Genomic DNA, 20,363 nt, shown 5'->3' on the forward strand with positions numbered 1-20,363 from the left:
TAAAGCTATGCGGTTTTAGGGAAGCATAGGGTGGCTAGGTGGTATATCTTTGCGCAAGTCAGCGCATCATAGCAAAATTACAGAAGGTCTTAGGAACTAGATGAAAGCTGTTTTGCTTGCCGGTGGACTCGGTACCCGGATTAGTGAGGAATCTCACTTGAAGCCTAAACCGATGATTGAGATCGGTGGCCGTCCACTACTGTGGCACATAATGAAGATTTACGGAGCTTATGGGATAACCGACTTCGTAATATGTTGCGGCTACAAGGGATTCATAATCAAAGAGTATTTCGCAAATTATTTTCTGCATATGTCAGACATCACGATCGATATTCAGGAAAATCGAATGGAGGTACATCAACGCCATGCGGAACCTTGGCGTGTCACACTTGTTGATACGGGAGAGATGACACAAACGGGTGGAAGAATCGTGCGTGTGCGCGAGCATCTGGACGATCGGTTCCTGCTTACTTACGGAGATGGGGTTAGCGACATTGATATCAGCGAACTTATAGCATTCCACGAGGCAGAAGGTGTGGAGGCGACCGTGACCGCTGTTCAACCGGCCGGACGCTTCGGCTCAATTCAGGTCGAAGGTGCGCGGGTCAAAAGTTTCTTAGAGAAACCGAAAGGTGACGGACAATGGGTATCTGGTGGTTTCTTCGTATGTGAGCCGTCCGTTCTGGATCGTATTGACGGTGATGACACGCTTTGGGAGCGTGAACCAATGGAGGCGCTGGCGGCTGACAAACAACTGGCAGTCTATAAACATAATGGTTTCTGGTCGGCTATGGATACGCTGAGAGACAAGAACTTTCTGGAAGATCTTTGGGCTAGTGGGAAGCCGCCGTGGAGAGTCTGGAGGTGACGACCGACTGGAAGGGACGCCGTGTCCTGCTCACGGGACACACAGGATTCAAAGGCGCCTGGTTGTCGCATTGGCTGCTATCGCGCGGTGCCAAAGTCTTTGGTCTTTCATTGGCGCCCGAAGATTCACCCTGTCTTTTTGATGAGCTCGAGTTGGCCGAGCGTATGGATCACTCGATTTGCGATATCCGCAATTCGGCGAATGTCAACGCACGTGTTGCCGATGCTGATCCCGACATTGTGTTTCACCTCGCAGCCCAATCACTTGTCCGCCGATCCTATCGCGAGCCGCAAGGCACGATGGATGTTAATGTGATGGGGACGGTGAACGTTCTTGATGCCTTGCGAGAGAGAGACAAGCCCACTGCGGTCGTGATCGTCACTACCGACAAAGTTTATAAGAATCTTGAACAGAATGCGCCCTACTTCGAGGATGACCAGCTTGGTGGTCATGATGCTTATAGCGCCAGTAAAGCGGCAGCGGAAATTGCTATTGCAAGCTACCGATCATCGTTTTTTTCGGGTTCGCCAGTTCGAGTTGCGACGGCCAGAGCGGGTAACGTAATTGGTGGCGGGGATTGGGCCGAAGACCGCATCTTGCCCGATTTGGCCCGCGCGTTTGGAGATGGTCAAGCTTTGGTCGTGCGCAACCGGCACGCGATAAGACCTTGGCAGCATGTTCTGGAACCTTTGAAGGGATACATGGATCTGGCTGATGGTTTGCTTGATGGTCGTAGTGATTTGGAAACTGCCTTTAATTTCGGTCCTGTGGTTTCCGATCAACGTCCCGTTCAAGATTTGGTATCAACCAGCTTGAACGCTTGGCCGGGTGAGGTCAGATATCAAAGCGAAACAAATGCACCACACGAGGCTGGCCGCTTGACACTGTCAATAGACAAGGCGAATTCCCTGCTGGGGTGGGCGCCTCGCTGGAACTTTGACCAGGCAGTAACCCGCACAGTCGATTGGTATCGGCAATTCAGCTCAGGCGTCGATGCAAAAACCCTAGTAGATGCTGATATTGAAGAGTTCGAAAAGGCCGAGTGATGAAATTCGAACCGATGATGATCAGTGATGTGCTGCGTATCGACTTAAATCGTATTGAGGATGATCGCGGTTTTTTTGCGCGTTCTTTTTGTAGCGAAGAGTTTCAGTCGCGACACTTGTTCTCGGAAATCGCACAGATTAACACTTCTTATACTCGGCATATGGGCACAATCAGGGGGCTTCACTTTCAACGAGCCCCGGCTGCAGAGGCAAAGGTTGTGCGCGTCGTGCAGGGCGCGATTTTTGATGTTGCCGTTGATTTGAGATCCGGATCAGAGACCTTTGGACATTGGATCGCTCAGGAGCTCAGCGCAGACAACCGCGTTGCGTTGTACATTCCGGAGGGATTTGCCCATGGTTTCCAGACCATGACAGATGATGTCGAGATGGTGTACTTGCACTCGATTCCCTTCAGTCCTGAGTACAGCGGTGGAGTCCATTTCGACGATCCTGAGATTGGTATCGGCTGGCCGTTGTCAAAAACTGTGATCTCACCTAGAGATCGTGCTCTGCCACTACTTGCCGAACTGGAGCCGCTAGAGTCATGAAATGCCGTCACTGCTATCATCCGCTCGGCCCGGCCTTTCTTGACCTCGGGTTTGCACCACCTTCCAATGCCTATCTTACGCAGGCCGATCTGCATGCACCTGAAGTCACCTTTCCTTTGCGGTTACGTGTGTGTGAACAGTGTTGGCTGGTCCAAACAGAAGATTACGCCAGAGCAGATGAGATTTTTCGCGCGGATTACGCATATTTTTCATCGACTTCACAGTCCTGGGTTTCGCATGCCGCTGAGTATGCAAGCACAATCACCCAAAGGCTAAATCTGGGTGCTGACTCTTATGTGATCGAAGTTGCCTCCAACGATGGTTACTTGCTGAAGAATTTCGTGCAGGCAGGAATACCTTGCCTGGGTATCGAGCCTACTGATGCCACGGCAGAAGTTGCGGAACGCATTGGCATTCCAGTAATGCGGGCCTTCTTCGGTGAAACGCTGGCGCAGCAACTGGTAGCCCAAGGCCACAAGGCTGATCTTGTGTGCGGCAACAATGTATTTGCACATGTGCCCGACATCAATGACTTTGCTCTTGGGTTGGCAACAGTGTTGAATTCAGAGGGTGTTGTTACTCTGGAATTCCCTCATTTGCTCCGGCTTCTAGATGAATGTCAATTTGATACTGTGTATCATGAGCACTTCTCGTATCTTTCGTTAGGCGCGGCGCGGCGGATTTTTGAAATGGCGGGATTGCGTATCTTCGATGTCGAAGAACTCCCAACCCACGGTGGCAGCCTGCGAGTATACGGATGTTTGCATGATGCGTCACATCTTCTAACCGACTCGGTTGCAAGCGTTTTGGCTAAGGAACAAGCCGCGGGTCTAGAGACCCAGGAACCATACATTGCTTTCCAATCTCGCGTAGAAACGGTTAAGGACATGGCACTTTCTTTCCTACTGGAGGCCAAGCGTAGCGGCAAGACCGTCAGCGCGTATGGAGCGGCCGCAAAAGGCAATACGTTGCTTAACTTTGCAGGCGTCGGCAGAGACCTGATTCAATTCGTATCGGACGCGGCTCCATCCAAGCAAGGCAAGTTCCTGCCGGGTAGCCATATTCCCATCCGCCCGCCCCAAGAGCTGAACGACAGCCGGCCTGACTACATCTTAATACTGCCATGGAATATCGCGGGTGAAATTACCGCTCAGTTGGCGGATTTGGCTGATGCAGGTTCAGCCTTCGTGACATTTGTGCCTGAGTTATGCATCAGATGACCAATCGGATACCATATACAAAGCCATCAATTACTGAACTTGAGGTCGAATACGCTGCAGATGCAGCGCGGCATGGATGGGGTGCCCAATGCTATGAGTACATTGATCGGTTCGAAAACGAGTTTGGGAAATATCTTGGTGTGGAACACACCATCGCCACCTCTAGCTGTACGGGTGCGATGCATATGGGCCTTGCTGCGCTAGGTATTGGACCTGGCGACGAAGTAATTCTGGCCGACACCAATTGGATTGCCACAGTGGCTCCAGTGAAGCATCTGGGTGCAAGCCCGGTCTTCGTTGATATTGACCCGGTCACATGGTGCATCGATCCTGAACGGGCTGATGCGGCAATTACCCCTCGTACTAGAGCCATTATCGCGACGCATCTTTATGGTAATCTGGCAGACATGACGGCCTTGTTGGCGCTTGGTGAGCGTTATGGAATTCCAGTGATCGAAGATGCAGCAGAGGCGATCGGATCGGAGTGGTTGGAAAAAAAAGCTGGTTCGATGGGTTTGTTTTCCACGTTCTCATTCCATGGCACCAAGACCCTGACAACCGGCGAGGGCGGGTTATTCGCAACCAATGACACAAAGCTGTTCGAAAAGGTTCTGACGCTGTCTAATCATGGGCGCGTGCGAGGGCAAAGCCGCCAGTTCTGGGCCGATATGATTGGCTTCAAGTATAAGATGTCCAATATTCAGGCAGCGATCGGTTGTGCCCAGCTTCAGCGCATCGACGAGCTTACGGCGCGAAAGAAGGAAATTCTGGCGGGCTACAAGACAAGGTTAATAAATGAAACAGGCATTTCACTAAATCCAGAACCATCCGATGGCATAAATGGCGCATGGATGCCGACTGTCGTTTTTACAAAAGAAACTGGGGTCACTCGCGAGATATTGCAGGCCGCGTTTGCTGAAGCCAACATTGATGCTCGGGTGTTTTTCTGGCCCCTGAGTTCGCTTGAAATGTTCTCAGATTGTTCTGAGAATATTCATGCATGGGATATCCCTTGCCGTGCGATAAATTTGCCGAGCTATCACGATATAAACCATGAGCAGATTGAGAGAGTCGTTAGTGTGATCTCTAGAACCATCCAGTGCTCGGGTACACAATGGAACTAGCAACCTGCAAAACTCTTTTGATGGCCGATGGCGAGGTAGGGTATCGTATCGCCAAGCACTTAACTCGATATTACCTCGACGACATTGCCGCTATTATCACGACCGATAAAAACAAAATCTCTAATGTTGCAAGTAGTTGTGGAATCAACACTACCACCTTCCTAGGCGAGGACGAGCTACTAGAGTGGCTTGGAGCTGATGAGTTCGATCTCGGTCTTTTGGCATGGTGGCCGCATTTGGTAAGTGGAAATTTGCTGTCTAGGGCCCGTAGGGGATTCCTGAATACTCATCCTAGCTTTCTGCCGTACAACAGAGGAAAGCACTACAATTTCTGGGCAATCGTGGAAGAAGCACCCTTCGGAGTTTCTTTGCACGGAGTCACTCCCGGAATTGATGACGGTCCAATCATTGCTCAATCGTCAATACCATATGGGTGGACCGATACCGGCGGTACGCTCTATGAAAAGGCCCAAGTTGAAATGGTCGGTCTGGTTTGCAGATCTTGGGAAGCAGTTCGTGCTGGTCAGCTACCTGCAATCGAACAAGAACGAAATGTGGGCTCATTTCACCTCGCTTCGGAACTAGAACCAGCGAGTAAGCTTGATCTAAATGAAACAACAACCACTCGGGCCCTTTTGAATCTTCTACGAGCCCGAACCTTTCCTGGACATCCAGCTTGCAGTTTCCAAGACGGGGACGAAGCCTTCGAGGTTCGAATTGAAATAACGAGAAAGTAACATGGATCCACACAAAAAATTCAAATTAGAATGTGAAATAGAAATCGCCAGGGCAGGCGCAGATACCGACTTCTCGGACCTTACCAGGCAATGGTTCGAGCAAGCGAACTCGCATAAATACTCCTATCACTTTGATTGGTTTGGCAGACCGATAATCCAATATCCTCAGGACATTGTTGCCTTGCAGGAAATCGTCTGGAACGTCAGGCCTGATCTGATTATCGAGACGGGCATCGCACATGGCGGATCACTGATTTACTCGGCCTCACTTCTCGCGATGTTAGAGTATTGCGACGCCGTAGAAGCGGGCAAGACGCTTGACCCCGCTAGTCCCAAACGCAAAGTGCTTGGCATTGACATTGATATTCGCGCCCACAATCGTGCAGCCATAGAAGAGCATCCGATGGCCTCCAGAATCGAGATGATTCAAGGCTCATCTATTGACGAAGACATTGTGGACCAGGTTCGAACTGCTGCTGAAGATTACCAAAAGGTACTTGTTTGTCTCGACAGCAATCATACACACGATCATGTGCTTGCCGAGTTAAATGCGTATGCCCCGCTTGTTTCTTCGGGTAGCTATTGCATTGTGTTCGATACAATCGTTGAGGATATGCCTCCCACTAAGTTCACTGATCGTCCATGGGGACCTGGAGACAACCCAAAGACTGCAGTTCATGATTGGTTGAAAGTCAATCCTGGTTTCGAGATCGACAAGAGTATCGATCACAAGCTGCAAATTTCGGTGGCACCGGACGGCTTCTTACGACGCCGGTAGTTTTGTCACGGTGGATTTCGACCAAACAGACAAAGTCCATGACAGGCCCGCGCTGATTGCCTAGAAGTGCCTATTAGATTTGCTTTTGGAACCAGGTGATCCCAGTGGAGCAATTGGCGTTTACATACGAAATGGGTGTGGTCTCGGCGCTTTTGGCCTTCACGGTGTTCTTGTTTGTGTCCGAGATTGTAAGGATCGATCTTTCGGCCATCCTGGTGTTGGTCATTGTGGGTCTGCTGAGTTATGCACCGGGTCTCGAAAATCTGGCAAATGTTCCTCATCTGTTTGACGGGTTTGCGTCCAATGCCGTGATTTCGATCATTGCGGTCATGATCGTAGGTGCGGGTTTGGATAAAACGGGCCTAATGAACAAGGTCGCGTCCGTCATTTTGAAATATGGTGGTAAGTCTGAAAACCGAGTGCTGCCGATCGTTTCGGGCACAGTCGGTGTTATCTCATCATTCATGCAAAATGTCGGGGCGGCGGCGTTGTTCCTACCGGTGGTTAGCCGTATCTCATCGCGATCGGGTATTCCGTTGTCACGTTTGCTTATGCCCATGGGGTTTTGTGCCATTCTGGGGGGGACAATGACGATGGTCGGGTCCTCGCCGCTTATTCTGTTGAATGACCTGATCCAAACTGCAAACGAAGGGCTGCCCGAAGCCCAGAAGATGGAACCCTTTGGATTGTTTTCCGTTACCCCCATCGGTGCGGTGCTGATCCTGACGGGGATCGCATATTTCCTGCTGCTGGGACGTTGGGTGCTGCCGGGCGATTCAGGGTCGGAGAGTACGGGTACCGGGCGCGGGACTCAGGAATATCTTCAGCGGGTCTACGGGCTGAAGGCCGATGTGTTCGAGGTTGTGGTTCCGGCCGACAGCCCGCTGGTCGGGCAGATACTGGCCGACATCAACTTTGAAAATCATCTCTATATCATCTCGACCTTTTACCGTGGCAAGACCTCGATGGTTCAGGTGCTAACAGCCGAGATTGCTGCACCTTGTCGATTGGCGATTGTGGGTCGGCGCTGGGTTGTCGAAGAGTTTGCCGAAAAGTATGGGCTGACGGTGCTGCCTGATCTGGATGTGTTTGTCGAAGAGTTCGCACCCACGAATGCTGGGGTCGCAGAGGTGGTCGTGACGCCTGACAGCAAGCTGATCGGCAAATGCCCTCGCGAATTGCTGTTCCGTAAAACCTACGGAATGTCTTTGCTCGCCATCCACAGGGGTGAAGAGACGCTGAGTCATGTCGAGACTGAGACGCATGAATCCACCCAGATCGGGCTTGAGAAGTTCAAGGCTGGCGACATGTTGGTTGCTCATACCCGCTGGGACAACCTGATGCGGATAAAGCGTGATCCGGATTTTGTTGTGGTCACGTCTGATTTCCCGCAGGACGAATTGCGCCCGCAAAAGGTAGGCTGGGCGCTCTTGTTCTTCTTGATCTCATTGTCGCTGATCCTGTTCACGGATGTGCGGTTGTCGCTCTGTTTGCTGACCGGAGCCGCAGGAATGATGTTGACCCGGGTGCTCAGTGTTGACGAGGCGTATCGAGCAGTTGGATGGAACACGGTCTTTCTGCTGGCGTGTCTGATCCCGTTGGGTCAGGCGGTGCAGAATACCGGGACTGCGGCATGGATTGCGCAACAGATCATGATCATCTTGGATGGATGGCCGAATTGGGCGCTACAGGCGGGCGTCGCCATTCTGGCGACGGCATTTTCTCTGGTCATGTCAAACGTCGGCGCGACGGTTCTGTTGGTGCCCCTTGCGGTTTCAATTGCGGTTGCGGCGGGTGCCAACCCGGCGGTCTTTGCATTAACCGTCGCGATTTCGACCTCGAACAGTTTCATTATCCCGACCCATCAGGTAAATGCGCTGATCATGGGGCCAGCTGGGTACAAAGTGACCGATTTCGTCCGTTCGGGCGGGATCATGACGATCATCTTCTTGATCGTCTCACTGTTGATGCTGAATGTGATTTTCTGACCCTGTTAATTACCCAGCTAGGCTGATCGTTTGGCCCTGCTCTGACGCCTGTTGTGCGGCAAGGCCGATACGCACGGCCCAAATCCCATCACGCAGTGAGACCTCGGGTTTGGCGCGCTCGCCCCTGACCAGCTCCAGAAAGCCTTTGTGCTGGTAATAAGTCGAGCCATTGTGGTCGCCAGCCGCCAGCAACTCGGGATCAACGGGGATGTCGCGCTGGATTGGACCTTTCGGTGCGCGAGGGCTGATGATCAGCTGTGGTACAGGCGCGTCGCCCAGATGTTCGGGCCAGAAGCGGCCCGGGCCGGGCACAAGCGCTTCGATTTTGGTATCGCGCCCAATGGCCGAGATTTCTTCTTGATACCGCGAACCCTCGGCAAACATGCAAAGCTCGAGCATCGCGCGCGCGCCCGAAGCAAAATCGACAATGACATAGCCGTGGTCCAGAATATCTGGAGTATCGCCGTCATAAACTTCGTCCAAATGATTGACAGCTTGGCCTCCGCTTGCGGAAACACGAACCGGGTCTGATTGCAGGATCAGGCGCATGAGGTCGAAGAAGTGGCAACATTTTTCGACGAATGTACCGCCAGTGTTACGGTTGAACCGGTTCCAATTGCCGACCTTTTCGAGAAACGGAAAGCGGTGTTCGCGGATCGTGAGCATCTTGATCCCACCACCTGCGGTCGCTGCTTCATCGATCAGCGCCGTGATCGGGGGCATATAGCGATATTCCATTGCGACCCAGATCGGGTGCGGAAAACTGCGTTCCAACTCCTCAAGCCGTGCAAGATCGGTGGGATCAGTGAACAACGGTTTCTCGATCAACAGTGGCAGTGGGCGGGTTTTCGCAATCTCGGCCAGTTGATCAACATGCAGGTGGTTGGGGCTGGCGATGACCAGACAGTCCAGATCATTGACTGCCAGAAGGTCCTGTAGGGAAGACACCATCTGCGCGTCGGGTTCAATCGCCTGCGCCTTATGCGCCATCTCCGGGTCGGGTTCGAAGATTGCGGCGACTCGTGTGCCCTCAAGCAGAGCAATGTTGTGCAGGTGTTCCTGCCCCATCATACCGCATCCGATCAGCCCGTAGTTGGTGGTCCAGGTCATGCGCAGTTCCTTTTATTTCAGGCGTTGAACGTATGTGGCTCGATCTGGATCAAACCATGTTTTTGAAAACTCGATAGGATCAGCTTTCTCAGACCAACTGAACCGTTCGATATACCCTGCGGCTTGGCCCGCAGGTTTGGTGAAGCCTTCAGGAGTCCAGTCGGGCAGGGCACTGACAGAAACGCGATCCTCTGCCCGTGTGATCCAGAAGCCAAGCTGTTGCTGGTAATAGCGATAAAGCGAGTCGGACAGCAGGTTCTGGTCGATGGTCCCGGCTGATTCGTCCAGCCAGATTTCTTCGACCGCGATGATTGTGTCATTCAGATAACGCATCCGGCGTACACGCGAACCGCTATCAGACAGGCCGAACTTCGGCAGTTTCGCAGGCTTCTTGAGATGATCAACCGACAGGATGTCTGCACGCGGTAACCCGCCGCCTTCGGGCAGTTCCAGCCGGAACATGGCATAGACGCTGTTCTGCGTTCCGGTCTCACGAATGTAATTGCCCGAACCCTGAATACGCTCCAACATGCCTTTTTTCTCAAGCTCGGCGAGCGATTTTCGCAAGGTCCCGACCGAGACATTGAGGTTCGAAGCCATGTCCCGTTCAGGCGGAAGACGTTCACCATCAATCAGACGGCCCGCAGCTATATCGCGGATCAGAAGCTCTGAGATCTGGACATAGATCGGCAGGGCATTTGGATTGCGGCTGTTGGCGGACATTGAGGGCGCTTCACTCGGTCGCAGGAAAAATTGATACACTATTGATCTACATCAATGCGCTTGCTACGCAAGAGGAAAGTCAAAGATGTACGGAGCGTGAATCAAATGACCATCGTCCCCATCACATCCCCCGACCTGGATGCGGCCGAGGTTTCGTGGTTTGCAGCGCTTTGCTCGGATGACTACCAGTTTCTGGGTGTGCCCGATGGTGAACTGCGATCCAGCTGGGAGCATTGTTCAGGCATCGTGAAAGAGGCCGAGGCGCAAGGCTTTCGCAACATCCTGTGCCCATCGTCTTATCAGGTCGGACAGGACACCCTGAGCTTTGTTGCAGGTTGCGCGCCGATTACCGAAAACATCAACCTGCTGGCCGCCGTGCGCTGTGGCGAAATGCAGCCCATCATGCTGGCCCGTACCATCGCGACGCTGGACCACATGCTTAAGGGGCGGTTGACGGTCAATATCATCTCGTCCGATTTTCCCGGTGAAAAAGCCGATAGCGCTTTCCGATATCAACGCTCGCGCGAAGTGGTCGAGATCCTGAAACAGGCCTGGACGCAGGACGAAATCAACCATGCGGGCGAGGTCTATAACTTTTCAGGCCTGACCACCGACCCGGCTCGGCCTTACCAGACCGGTGGCCCACTGCTGTATTTCGGCGGCTACTCGCCGTCTGCTTTGGACCTGTGCGGCGAGCATTGCGATGTCTACCTGATGTGGCCGGAAACAAAGGATCAGTTGGCCGAGCGGATGAAAGCCGTTCATGCGGTTGCCGAGAATTACAATCGTACTCTGGACTACGGTCTGCGCGTCCACATGATTGTTCGCGATACCGAGGCTGAGGCACAGGAGTACGCCGACTACATCGTCTCGAAACTGGATGACGAATATGGTCGTGCGATCCGCGAGCGGGCACTGGACGCGACATCATTGGGTGTGGCGCATCAATCCAAGAACCGCGATCTGGCGGATGAGTATGGCTATGTCGAACCCGGCCTTTGGACCGGCGTCGGACGCGCACGGTCGGGCTGTGGTGCTGCGCTGGTCGGTTCGACCGATCAAGTTATGTCTAAAATCGAAGAGTATCATAAGATGGGCATTCGCGCCTTCATCTTTTCGGGCTATCCGCACATGGACGAGGCCAAGCATTTTGGCTCCCGCGTGATGCCCAACCTGAAAACCTGCTCGCTTCCCGAAGCCTACGGGCGCGTGCCAGCAACCATCCCGGCAACCCCGCTGGGCAACGGAGTTCGTCGCTGATGCAACGTGTGAAACTATCTGACACGCTGGAAATGAGCCGTCTTGTCTATGGCATGTGGCGCTTGGGTGATGACAGTGACACCTCGACTGCGCATGTTGAGGCCAAGATTCAGGCCTGTCTGGATCAGGGCATCACCACCTTCGATCAGGCCGACATTTATGGCGGATACGCGGCCGAAGCCGTTCTGGGCAATGCCTTGCGCACCAATCCCAGCCTTCGCCAGAAAATGGAGATCGTCACCAAATGTGACATCGTCGCGCCGATGGGGCGTTATGCCGAGGCCAAGGTCAAATATTACGACACGTCGCGTGCGCATATTCTGAAATCGGTCGATACATCTCTGTCGGAAATGGCGATCGACCACATCGACTTGCTACTGATCCACCGCCCGGATCCAATGATGGATCACCATGAAACCGGTGCAGCGCTGGATGAGGTGGTTGCCAGTGGCAAGGTCGGCGCGGTTGGTGTGTCCAACTTCCGCCCTTGGGACTGGTCTTTGCTGCAGTCGGCGATGAAAACCAAGTTGGTCACCAATCAGATCGAGATATCTCTGGGCGAGATCAGCCCGTTCACTAACGGCGATCTGGCGTTCCATCAGCAGCATGGTCATCCGCTGATGGCGTGGTCCCCACTTGGCGGGGGCCTTTTGATGGCCGGGAACCCTCCGGTTGGTGTTGTTGCGGATGAGATAGCCGAGGAATTCGGGGTGGACCGCGCCGCCGTTGCGGTTGCCTTCCTGCTCGCGCATCCGGTGAACATCCTGCCGGTTTTGGGCACAAATAATCTGGGCCGTATCAAACGCGCCTCGGATGCGTTGAAGGTCAAGCTGGATCGTGAAAGCTGGTACCGCCTGTATGAGGCGGCGCTGGGACATGAGGTGCCATGATGAACGCAATCTCGCGCGATATGAACCATACATTCGTCCCGCATAAGGACGACACGCGAACCCTGCGCGATGCTTTTGGCCGTTTTGCCACCGGAGTTACTGTCGTGACCTGCGACAGTGAGGATGGGCCAATCTGCATTACCGCCAACAGCTTTTCGTCCCTGTCGCTGGATCCGCCGCTGGTGATGTGGGCGGGCGACCGCAATTCGCGCCGGTTCCGCTATTTTCACGCGGCGCGTCACTTCAGTGTGCATGTTCTGTCTGCTGAACAGGCCGAGCTGTGCTTTGGCTGTTCAAAAGACGCCCATGCGCTGCGTGATATCGAACATGACCGTTGTGAAAACGGCACCCCGTTGTTGCCGGGCAGTCTTGCCCGGTTCGAATGCGAGCAGCACGCTTATCACGATGCAGGCGATCATGTGATCGTGGTGGGCAAAGTTCTGAAAGTCAGCATGGCGGATGGAGACGCGCTGACGTTCTTTGCCGGAAAACTCGGCCAATTCGCGCAGAGCTAAGCGCGATATGACGACTGCGGGTCAAACCCGCAGCTGACAGTGGGAGGATCCGCATGGGCGGACTGGCATCGGCGTTGACGCCGATTGCATTCGTGAACGAAACCGTGCTGCGTCTGGGCCGCGCGGTCGGTGTTGTTGCGATTGCAGTTATGGTTATCGCGATCCTGATTCAGGTGTTCTTCCGATATGTCTTGGGTAACGCACTGCCATGGCCGGATGAGGCTGCCCGGTTCTGCATGCTCTGGATGACGGGCCTGATGGCCCCCACAGCTTTCCGTCGCGGAGGGTTCGTCGCCATCGATATGCTTGCGCGCTTCCTGCCGCGCGTGCTTGGTCAATCGCTCAATTTGTTCCTGCTGCTGATCTCGCTGGCCGTGCTGCTTGTTGCGGTCAATATCGGCTGGTCTGAGGTTACGGGCTTTGGTGGCCGGTTCGCCACTGCGGCGTTGTACCTGCCTACCTCTTTCGGGTTCGATGAATGGTACCGTATTCCGCGCAGTTGGATGATGGCCTCGCTGCTGGTTGGGATCATCTTGCTGATCTCGGTCAATATCGAACTGATCTTGCGGTCGATAGTAACCATGTTGGGCGGAGCACATCTTTTGCCTGAAATTCCCGAAACTGCGGTGGGGGCTGAATAAATGCTGATTTGGTTCCTGCCCACCTTCCTGATTTTCCTGCTGATCGGCCTGCCGGTCTTTTTCGCACTGCTGGCAGCGCCCGGCATTCTGCTATGGCTCAGCGGTCAGACCAACGACATTACGCTGCTCTATCGCAATGTCTATAACGGTATGGATAGCTTCCCGCTGATGGCGATCCCTTTCTTCATGCTGGCCGGAGAACTGATGAACCGGGGCGGCATTACCATCCGACTTGTGGAGTTCAGCCAGGCCCTGATGGGCCACCTGCGGGGCGGCCTTGCGCATGTGAACGTCCTCAGCTCGATCCTGTTCGCGGGCCTTTCAGGATCCGCTGTCGCCGATACTTCGGCGCTTGGGTCAATGCTGATCCCGGCGATGGAGAAGCAAGGCTATACCCGCAAATTTGCCGCCGCGATCACGGCAGCCAGTTCGGTGATCGGGCCGATCATCCCGCCCTCGGGCATCATGATCATCTATGCCTATGTCATGGGTGAAAGTGTGGCTGCACTCTTTCTCGCTGGCATCGTGCCTGGGGTCATGGTCGGTGTCGGTTTGATGCTCATGATCAAGCTTATGGCGGATCGATACGACTTCCCGGTCGCCAGCCGTAAATATACTTGGCCAGAACGCCGTCAGGCCAGCCTAAAAGCGTTCTTCCCACTGATGACCCCTGTGATCATCTTGGGCGGAATACTGGGTGGCATCTTTACCCCGACCGAAGCGGCCGCTGTCGCCGTAGGGTATGCCTTTATCATCGGTTTCTTCGTCCTGCGCACATTGACGTGGAAAGAAGTCCCCGAGGTGCTCAGCAATGCAGGTATGACCTCAGCTGTCGTCCTGTTGTTGGTCGGGGCAGCAATGGCCTTCAAGACGGTCGTTAGTCTTAGCCATGCGCCGGAGCAGCTGGCCTCGCTAATCCTCAGCCTGTCGGAAAACCCGCTGATCCTGCTGTTCCTGATCAACCTGCTGCTGTTCATCGTCGGAATGTTCCTGGATGCAGGCCCCGCTATTATCATCCTTGGCCCGATCCTCGGTCCGATCTTCACCAGCCTCGGTGTAGACCCGATCCATTTTGCCATTATCATGAGCGTCAACCTGACCGTCGGTCTGGCCACCCCGCCCATGGGGCTGGTGCTGTTCGTAGCCGCCGCCGTGTCTCGGGAACGGGTTGAAACCATCGCCAAGGCAATCCTGCCGTTTCTGGCGGTCGAAATCATCGTGATCTTCTTGATCACCTATATCCCCGCACTATCCATGACGATCCCGAGGATAACGGGATTTGCAAACTGAACTGAGTATCACAGGGAGGAAACGCATGCTCAGAAGATTTATCAAAACCGCAGCGGTGGCCACGTCGCTAGTGGCCGCGTCTGCGATTGCCGCGGCAGCCGCCGACTACACGCTACGCGCCACAGCAAACTCGAATGAAAACGACGAAGATTATGACGGTCTGGTCGTTTTCAAGAACTACGTTGAGGCGGCCTCGAACGGAGCCATTGAGGTTGAGCTGTTCATAGGTACGCAGCTCTGCTCGAACGGTGCCGAGTGTCTGCAGGGTGTGGCAGACGGTACGATCGACATCTACATCTCAACCTCTGGAGGGGCCTCGGGCATCTTCCCTTACGTGCAGGTTCTGGACCTGCCTTACCTGATGGCCGATGACCGCATTGCCGAACATGTCCTATCCGGTGATTTCACCCGGCAGATGCGCGACATGGCGCTGGAGGATTCCGGCGGTGCGATCCGTCTGATGACAATCGGCAATACAGGTGGCTGGCGCAACTTCGCCAATACACAACGCCGTGTTGCTGAGCCGGCTGACATGGAAGGTCTAAAAATCCGCACCGTGGTTGCCGACCTGCCGCAGGAGCTGGTCAAAGCACTGGGTGCATCACCGACCCCGATCCCGTGGCCAGAACTGTTCACCAGCTTCCAGACCGGCGTGGTTGAGGGCTCGAAAAACGGCATCACGGACATCATGGGCATGAAGTTCCCGGATGCAGGCCTGCAATATGTAACGCTGGACGGGCACGCTTATATGGGTGCGCTGTGGTGGATGAACAACGCCAAGTTCCAGGAGATGCCAGAAGATATGCGCCGCGTGGTAGTCGACGGGTTTTATGCGCTGCAGCAGGCGACCTTTGCCTCACCCAAGCGCAAGTCGATTCAGGCTTATGAGGATTTTGTAGCCGGCGGTGGTGACCTTTATGTCCTGACACCCGACCAGAAAGCTGCGTTCAAAGAAGCCGCAACCCCGGTCTATGACTGGTTCCAGTCCAATGTGGCACGTGGTGATGAGATCTTTGTAGCGTTGACTGACGCTGTGGCAGCAGCCGAGGCGGATGTTAATGCCTCACGTGATGCGGATCTGAACTGAATTGCTGGGCCGGGCCCTGGGGTCCGGCCCTCACCGAAACGGGTACATCCACCCTTTGTAGTCGTTGACCAGAACATGCGCCTTCTCGATCTGCTCCGGCGACATTTTTTTGACCACTTCCTCAAGGCTGATCGCCGCATCGGGATCGCCGCCAATGGCGCTGAGCGTGTACCACATGTAGGCCCGCACCAGATCAGGCGCGGGCATGCCCAGTCCCAGCTCATAGTACCAGCCGATACCGGACTGCGCCCCGGGATGTCCTTTCATCGAGGCGCGCAGGTACCATTCAAACGCCCGCTCATAATCCTGTTCGACTCCAAGGCCCAACCCGTACATCACACCGATCAATTCCTCGGCTTCGGCATTGCCGGAGCGCGCGGCGGGCAGCAATTCCTCACGCGCGGCTTCAAACTCTCCGGCCTCCATCAGATCGCGTGCTTGTTCCAGTTCAGCCAGCGCTGGGGTCGCGAGAAGGCACAGGGCAAATACAAACTGGCGCATGGGGTTGCTTTCCTCTTGGCAGGGGCTGCGGCAGCTCAGGATCTGCCGCGCCCGCTGACGGATGACGATTTCATCCCCTTTGATATGGAACAGGCCGCCATCGGTCATCAACTGTTTTACGATCCGATCTTGTCGGGCAACCAGAACATCAGCTGTGCCCACTGCCACCACCCGGATTTTGGCACCTCGGACGGGTTGTCGCTGGGCATTGGCGAGGGCGGGCAGGGGCTTGGCCCAGATCGCACGCCGGGCACCGGAGCGGACAAAATCCGCAAGCGTATTCCCCGCAATTCGCCGGGGCTTTGGAACCTTGGTGCAAAGGACCTTCACACGGTCTTCTATGACGGTCGCCTAAGTATCTCTGACGTCTACGGTAACGGCTTCAATTCGCCCGCGCAGGAATGGCTGCCGGAGGGGTTGAATTCACTGCTGGCCGCGCAGGCACTTTTCCCGCTGACCTCGCAATTCGAGATGGCCGGAAATGTGGCCGAAAATCAAGTCACCGGCGCGGTGCATGACCGCATCGACAAGGGCTGGCCGATCCTCGCCAAACGCGTGCGCACTGATCCGCGCTATGGGCCTGCCATGGTCAAGGCATTCGATGACATCGACACGACCGAGGACATCACGATCACCCAAGTAGCCAACGCGCTGGCGGCATTCATGGCGCTGGAATGGCGCAGCATGGACAGCCCGTTTGATCAATATCTGGCCGGAGATAACACCGCCCTGACGCCTCGGCAAAAGGACGGCATGACCCTGTTTTATGGTGAGGCAGGTTGCGTAAACTGCCATTCCGGCCCGTTGCTATCGGATCAAAAATTCCACGCGCTGAGCTTGCCGCCATTTGGACCGGGCAAGACCCGCCAATGGGACCCCTATGCCCGCGACGTGGGTCATATGGGTGAAAGCAACCGTCTTGAGGACGCCTATCGCTTTCGCACACCGATGCTGCGCAATGTGACAGAGACAGCGCCCTATGGTCACAACGGTGCCTTTCCCGATCTGGAAGGCATTATTCGCCACCACTTGAACCCATCTCAGAGCCTCGCTGCCTGGACCCCTGATTTGGCCGGGCTGCCCAACGTGCCGTGGCTTGAGAATGTGGATTTCATCGTCTGGCAGGACCGGTTCGAGATGGAGCGTCATCGTCAGAAAATTGACATCGAACCGCTGGAACTGACCGATGCCCAGGTCGCAGATCTGGTGGCGTTCATGGGTGCATTGACCGGGACCACACTGGATGCGCCACTGTTCGGTGTGCCAGATGGGTTTGAGCCCTAGAAACCCACCAAACGTCATTGGAAATTTACGTGAAATCTCATAATGATCGGTGCAAAACAGCCGCCGAGAGTTTCAATGCAGTATCACAACAAGCCCTTTGATCAGCTTCAGATCGGAGACACCGCCGAGTTGACCCGGTTCTGCACAGAGGATGATTTTTATGCCTTCGCATCGAATTCCGGCAACCATAACCCTTTGAACCTGGCCGACGAAGATGGGGACGGTGATAACGTAAACGAGGCGATCGCGCCCGAGATGTTTCTTGGGGCTCTGATCTCGGCCGTTTTGGGGAATATCCTGCCGGGCGCGGGTACGCTGTATAAGTCGCAAAGCTTGGATTTTAGCGCCCGGGCATATGCGGGTGAAGAACTGCTGGCCAGAGTTACGGTTATCAAAAAACGCGATAACCGCGAGGTAGTTCTGGAAACTCAGGTGATGCGCCCTAGTGATGAGGCGCTGATCGTGTCCGGCATCGCGGTCGTGATCGCTCCGGAGAAAGAACTGTCATTCAATGAGATTGAAGTGCCTGGTCTAGTCGTCGAGCGGCACCGGCATTTTGATGCACTGCTCGATCGCTCGCGCCCGCTGCCTCCGATCCCCACGGCAGTTGTCGCCCCAGAAGAGCCCAACTCGCTGGGGGGGGCCTTATTGGCGGCGCGTGAAACCATCATCAAGCCGGTCCTGATAGGTGACCCCGACAAGATTGCTGCAGCAGCGCGTGAGATTGAGTTGCCCTTGGGTGACGTTGAGATCGTTCCCGTTAAGGACCATCTGGACGCCGCCAACAAAGCGGTTGATCTGGTTGTCGAAGGACATGCTGAAGCATTGATGAAGGGGCATCTTCATACGGACGAACTGCTACGGGCGGCGTTGCGGCGGGATCGTGGACTTCGCGCAGGGCGCCGATTTACGCATGTCTTCGTCATGGATATACCCGGCCAGCCGCATCCCTTGCTGGTGACCGATGCGGCCATCAATATCGAGCCGGATCTGGAAACCAAGATCGACATCACGCAGAACGCGATCGATCTGGCAATCTCAATCGGAATTGGCGCTCCAAAAGTGGGTGTTCTGTCGGCGGTCGAGACGGTGAATCCAGCAATCCGGTCGTCGATTGATGCCGCATTGCTGTCGAAGATGGCCGAGCGGGGACAGATCAGGGGTGGCTTGGTCGATGGGCCGCTTGCCATGGACAACGCGGTCAGCCTGGCCGCGGCGCGCACCAAAGGGATCGTGTCCGAGGTGGCCGGACGGGCAGACATTCTTGTCGTACCCAATCTGGACGCAGGCAACATGTTAGCCAAGCAACTGACGTATATCGCGCACGCCGAGGCTGCCGGGGTGGTGCTGGGCGCGCGCGTACCGATTATTCTGACCAGTCGCGCAGATGGCGAAAAGGCGCGGCTCGTTTCCTGTGCCGTCGCGGCCCTGCATGCGGCGCGGATGTCGGGTAAGATCTGATGGACCATATCATCACACTGAATTCAGGCTCGTCCTCGCTGAAGTTTGGGTTGTTCTCCGCGGGCGAAGCAGATCCGATCCTGGTTTGTTCGGGAGAGGTGGAACGCATCGGCAGCCGCGCGGCGCGCATCAAAGCAGAGACCACGGATGGCCGCGTGCTTGCCGATACCGCTTCTGAAGCGCTGTGCGATCAGGCCAGCGCCTTGGACTATATTTTGGATTTGCTGGAACGGCAGTTCCCGTCGGCGGGCGTGACCGCGGTTGGACACCGCATCGTGCATGGCGGCCCGGATAATGACAGGCCCATTCTGCTGACCCCCGAAAGCTTGCAGATGCTGGAAAAACTCGAGCCTTTTGCGCCTCTGCACCAACCTTACAATCTGCAGGGCGCACGTACTGCGATGGACAGGTTCCCCAATGCCAAGCAGGTTGCCTGTTTCGATACCGCTTTTCACCGCCACCACCCTTGGGTCAATGACACCTTCGCATTGCCGACCGAGTATTACGATATGGGCGTTCGCCGCTATGGCTTCCACGGTCTGAGCTATGATTACATCTCGGACCATCTGGCCAAGACTGCTCCGCTGATACATGGCGGACGGGTGGTTGTGGCGCATCTTGGCAACGGTGCCTCAATGTGCGCCATGATCGGAGGTCGGTCGGTCGGTTCAAGCATGGGGTTCTCGGCCATGGATGGTTTGCCGATGGGAACGCGTTGTGGCCAGCTGGATCCGGGCGTTGTGCTGTATCTGATGGATCAGCAAGGCATGAATGCGGATGAGATCTCGGACCTTCTGTACCGTAAATCCGGGCTGCTTGGCCTTTCCGGGATGACCAATGATATGCGTACGCTTGAGGCGTCGAATACGCCGGGTGCACGCAATGCCATCAACTACTACACGTTCCGGATACGCCGTGAGCTGGGCGCTTTGGCCGCTGTGTTGGGAGGTCTGGACGCCGTCGTGTTTACCGGCGGGATCGGTGAGAACTCGACCTATATCCGCGATCGTATCTGCACTGACATGGGGTGGTTGGGTCTTGAACTGGACCACGATGCAAACGCGGACAATCTGCGCGTCATCTCGACCGACCTGTCACGTGTTAAACTGATGGTCATTCCGACGAACGAGGAACTGGTTATCGCGCGTGCCGCGGCTGAGAAAGCCGTATAAATCCCAGTTTTTAGGCTTCTGCGCGCTAAATAAATTGGGGGATTGGGAAAAAAATCGCAGCACTACGGGAATCCCCCAATTTCGCGATCCGCGCAGGTGCGTTAACTTTTCATTAACTAC

The 20,363-nt window shown here is 55.0% G+C and carries 20 protein-coding genes; 17 read left to right on the forward strand and 3 right to left on the reverse strand.

Features of this window, described 5'->3' with window-relative positions; translation table 11 throughout:
• Nucleotides 1–100 precede the first annotated feature (100 nt).
• The 8 genes from rfbF to ACR0MP_RS16330 all read left to right on the forward strand — a co-directional run bounded on the left by rfbF (nt 101) and on the right by ACR0MP_RS16330 (nt 8,309).
• Nucleotides 101–868, forward strand: a complete 768-nt coding sequence (rfbF, locus tag ACR0MP_RS16295; protein WP_170408162.1) for a glucose-1-phosphate cytidylyltransferase — start codon at nt 101–103, stop codon at nt 866–868.
• Nucleotides 865–1,914, forward strand: a complete 1,050-nt coding sequence (gene rfbG / locus ACR0MP_RS16300; protein WP_480893836.1) for a CDP-glucose 4,6-dehydratase — start codon at nt 865–867, stop codon at nt 1,912–1,914. Before rfbF ends, rfbG begins: the two co-directional genes overlap by 4 nt.
• Nucleotides 1,914–2,462, forward strand: coding sequence for a dTDP-4-dehydrorhamnose 3,5-epimerase (gene rfbC, locus ACR0MP_RS16305; protein ID WP_170408164.1), 549 nt, complete (start codon nt 1,914–1,916; stop codon nt 2,460–2,462). Before rfbG ends, rfbC begins: the two co-directional genes overlap by 1 nt.
• Entirely contained in the window at nt 2,459–3,682 is a 1,224-nt protein-coding gene (locus ACR0MP_RS16310) for a class I SAM-dependent methyltransferase (protein ID WP_170408166.1), read from the forward strand. Before rfbC ends, ACR0MP_RS16310 begins: the two co-directional genes overlap by 4 nt.
• A complete protein-coding gene (locus tag ACR0MP_RS16315) occupies nt 3,679–4,806 on the forward strand; it encodes a DegT/DnrJ/EryC1/StrS family aminotransferase (protein WP_480893829.1) in 1,128 nt (375 codons plus the stop codon). Before ACR0MP_RS16310 ends, ACR0MP_RS16315 begins: the two co-directional genes overlap by 4 nt.
• On the forward strand, nt 4,797–5,543 hold the full coding sequence (locus ACR0MP_RS16320) for a formyltransferase family protein (protein WP_480887252.1): 747 nt from the start codon (nt 4,797–4,799) through the stop codon (nt 5,541–5,543). The genes ACR0MP_RS16315 and ACR0MP_RS16320 overlap by 10 nt, the downstream gene beginning before the upstream one ends.
• A 1-nt stretch (nt 5,544) precedes the next feature.
• Nucleotides 5,545–6,321, forward strand: a complete 777-nt coding sequence (locus ACR0MP_RS16325) for a cephalosporin hydroxylase family protein (protein ID WP_480887250.1) — start codon at nt 5,545–5,547, stop codon at nt 6,319–6,321.
• Nucleotides 6,322–6,452: 131 nt separating this feature from the next.
• Nucleotides 6,453–8,309, forward strand: coding sequence for an SLC13 family permease (locus ACR0MP_RS16330; RefSeq protein WP_170398548.1), 1,857 nt, complete (start codon nt 6,453–6,455; stop codon nt 8,307–8,309).
• Between the two features lie 9 nt (nt 8,310–8,318).
• Here ACR0MP_RS16330 and ACR0MP_RS16335 read toward each other — a convergent pair whose 3' ends face one another.
• Both ACR0MP_RS16335 and ACR0MP_RS16340 read right to left on the reverse strand, forming a co-directional pair.
• Entirely contained in the window at nt 8,319–9,419 is a 1,101-nt protein-coding gene (locus tag ACR0MP_RS16335) for a Gfo/Idh/MocA family protein (RefSeq protein ID WP_480887248.1), read from the reverse strand.
• A 12-nt stretch (nt 9,420–9,431) separates the two neighbouring features.
• Nucleotides 9,432–10,142, reverse strand: a complete 711-nt coding sequence (locus ACR0MP_RS16340; protein WP_170408174.1) for a GntR family transcriptional regulator — start codon at nt 10,140–10,142, stop codon at nt 9,432–9,434.
• 105 nt (nt 10,143–10,247) lie between these two features.
• On the opposite strand from ACR0MP_RS16340, the gene ACR0MP_RS16345 reads away from it, so the two are divergent.
• The 6 genes from ACR0MP_RS16345 to ACR0MP_RS16370 are packed head-to-tail and all read left to right on the forward strand — an operon-like array spanning nt 10,248 to nt 15,825.
• A complete protein-coding gene (locus ACR0MP_RS16345; RefSeq protein WP_170408176.1) occupies nt 10,248–11,402 on the forward strand; it encodes an LLM class flavin-dependent oxidoreductase in 1,155 nt (384 codons plus the stop codon).
• Nucleotides 11,402–12,292 carry an aldo/keto reductase gene (locus ACR0MP_RS16350; RefSeq protein WP_480887245.1) on the forward strand — a complete coding sequence of 297 codons (891 nt, stop codon included), beginning with the start codon at nt 11,402–11,404 and terminating at the stop codon, nt 12,290–12,292. The genes ACR0MP_RS16345 and ACR0MP_RS16350 overlap by 1 nt, the downstream gene beginning before the upstream one ends.
• Nucleotides 12,292–12,807 carry a flavin reductase family protein gene (locus ACR0MP_RS16355; RefSeq protein WP_170408253.1) on the forward strand — a complete coding sequence of 172 codons (516 nt, stop codon included), beginning with the start codon at nt 12,292–12,294 and terminating at the stop codon, nt 12,805–12,807. The genes ACR0MP_RS16350 and ACR0MP_RS16355 overlap by 1 nt, the downstream gene beginning before the upstream one ends.
• Before the next feature lie 53 nt (nt 12,808–12,860).
• Entirely contained in the window at nt 12,861–13,448 is a 588-nt protein-coding gene (locus ACR0MP_RS16360; protein ID WP_480887243.1) for a TRAP transporter small permease, read from the forward strand.
• The gene (locus ACR0MP_RS16365) at nt 13,449–14,738 is read left to right on the forward strand and encodes a TRAP transporter large permease (RefSeq protein ID WP_170398321.1); all 1,290 of its coding nucleotides are present in this window, start codon (nt 13,449–13,451) and stop codon (nt 14,736–14,738) included. It begins immediately after the preceding gene.
• Nucleotides 14,739–14,763: 25 nt separating this feature from the next.
• On the forward strand, nt 14,764–15,825 hold the full coding sequence (locus ACR0MP_RS16370; protein WP_170408182.1) for a TRAP transporter substrate-binding protein: 1,062 nt from the start codon (nt 14,764–14,766) through the stop codon (nt 15,823–15,825).
• A 30-nt stretch (nt 15,826–15,855) separates the two neighbouring features.
• Here ACR0MP_RS16370 and ACR0MP_RS16375 read toward each other — a convergent pair whose 3' ends face one another.
• Nucleotides 15,856–16,326, reverse strand: a complete 471-nt coding sequence (locus ACR0MP_RS16375; protein ID WP_170408184.1) for a tetratricopeptide repeat protein — start codon at nt 16,324–16,326, stop codon at nt 15,856–15,858.
• Nucleotides 16,327–16,341: 15 nt separating this feature from the next.
• On the opposite strand from ACR0MP_RS16375, the gene ACR0MP_RS16380 reads away from it, so the two are divergent.
• The 3 genes from ACR0MP_RS16380 (at nt 16,342) to ACR0MP_RS16390 (ending at nt 20,243) form a co-directional block, all read left to right on the forward strand.
• Nucleotides 16,342–17,610 (forward strand): cytochrome c peroxidase, encoded by a 1,269-nt coding sequence (locus ACR0MP_RS16380; RefSeq protein WP_170737055.1) that lies wholly within the window; start codon nt 16,342–16,344, stop codon nt 17,608–17,610.
• Between the two features lie 75 nt (nt 17,611–17,685).
• The gene (locus ACR0MP_RS16385; RefSeq protein WP_170408188.1) at nt 17,686–19,071 is read left to right on the forward strand and encodes a bifunctional enoyl-CoA hydratase/phosphate acetyltransferase; all 1,386 of its coding nucleotides are present in this window, start codon (nt 17,686–17,688) and stop codon (nt 19,069–19,071) included.
• Nucleotides 19,071–20,243, forward strand: coding sequence for an acetate/propionate family kinase (locus ACR0MP_RS16390; protein ID WP_170408190.1), 1,173 nt, complete (start codon nt 19,071–19,073; stop codon nt 20,241–20,243). The genes ACR0MP_RS16385 and ACR0MP_RS16390 overlap by 1 nt, the downstream gene beginning before the upstream one ends.
• Nucleotides 20,244–20,363: the final 120 nt, after the last annotated feature.

The organism is Ruegeria sp. K3, assembly GCF_056531845.1.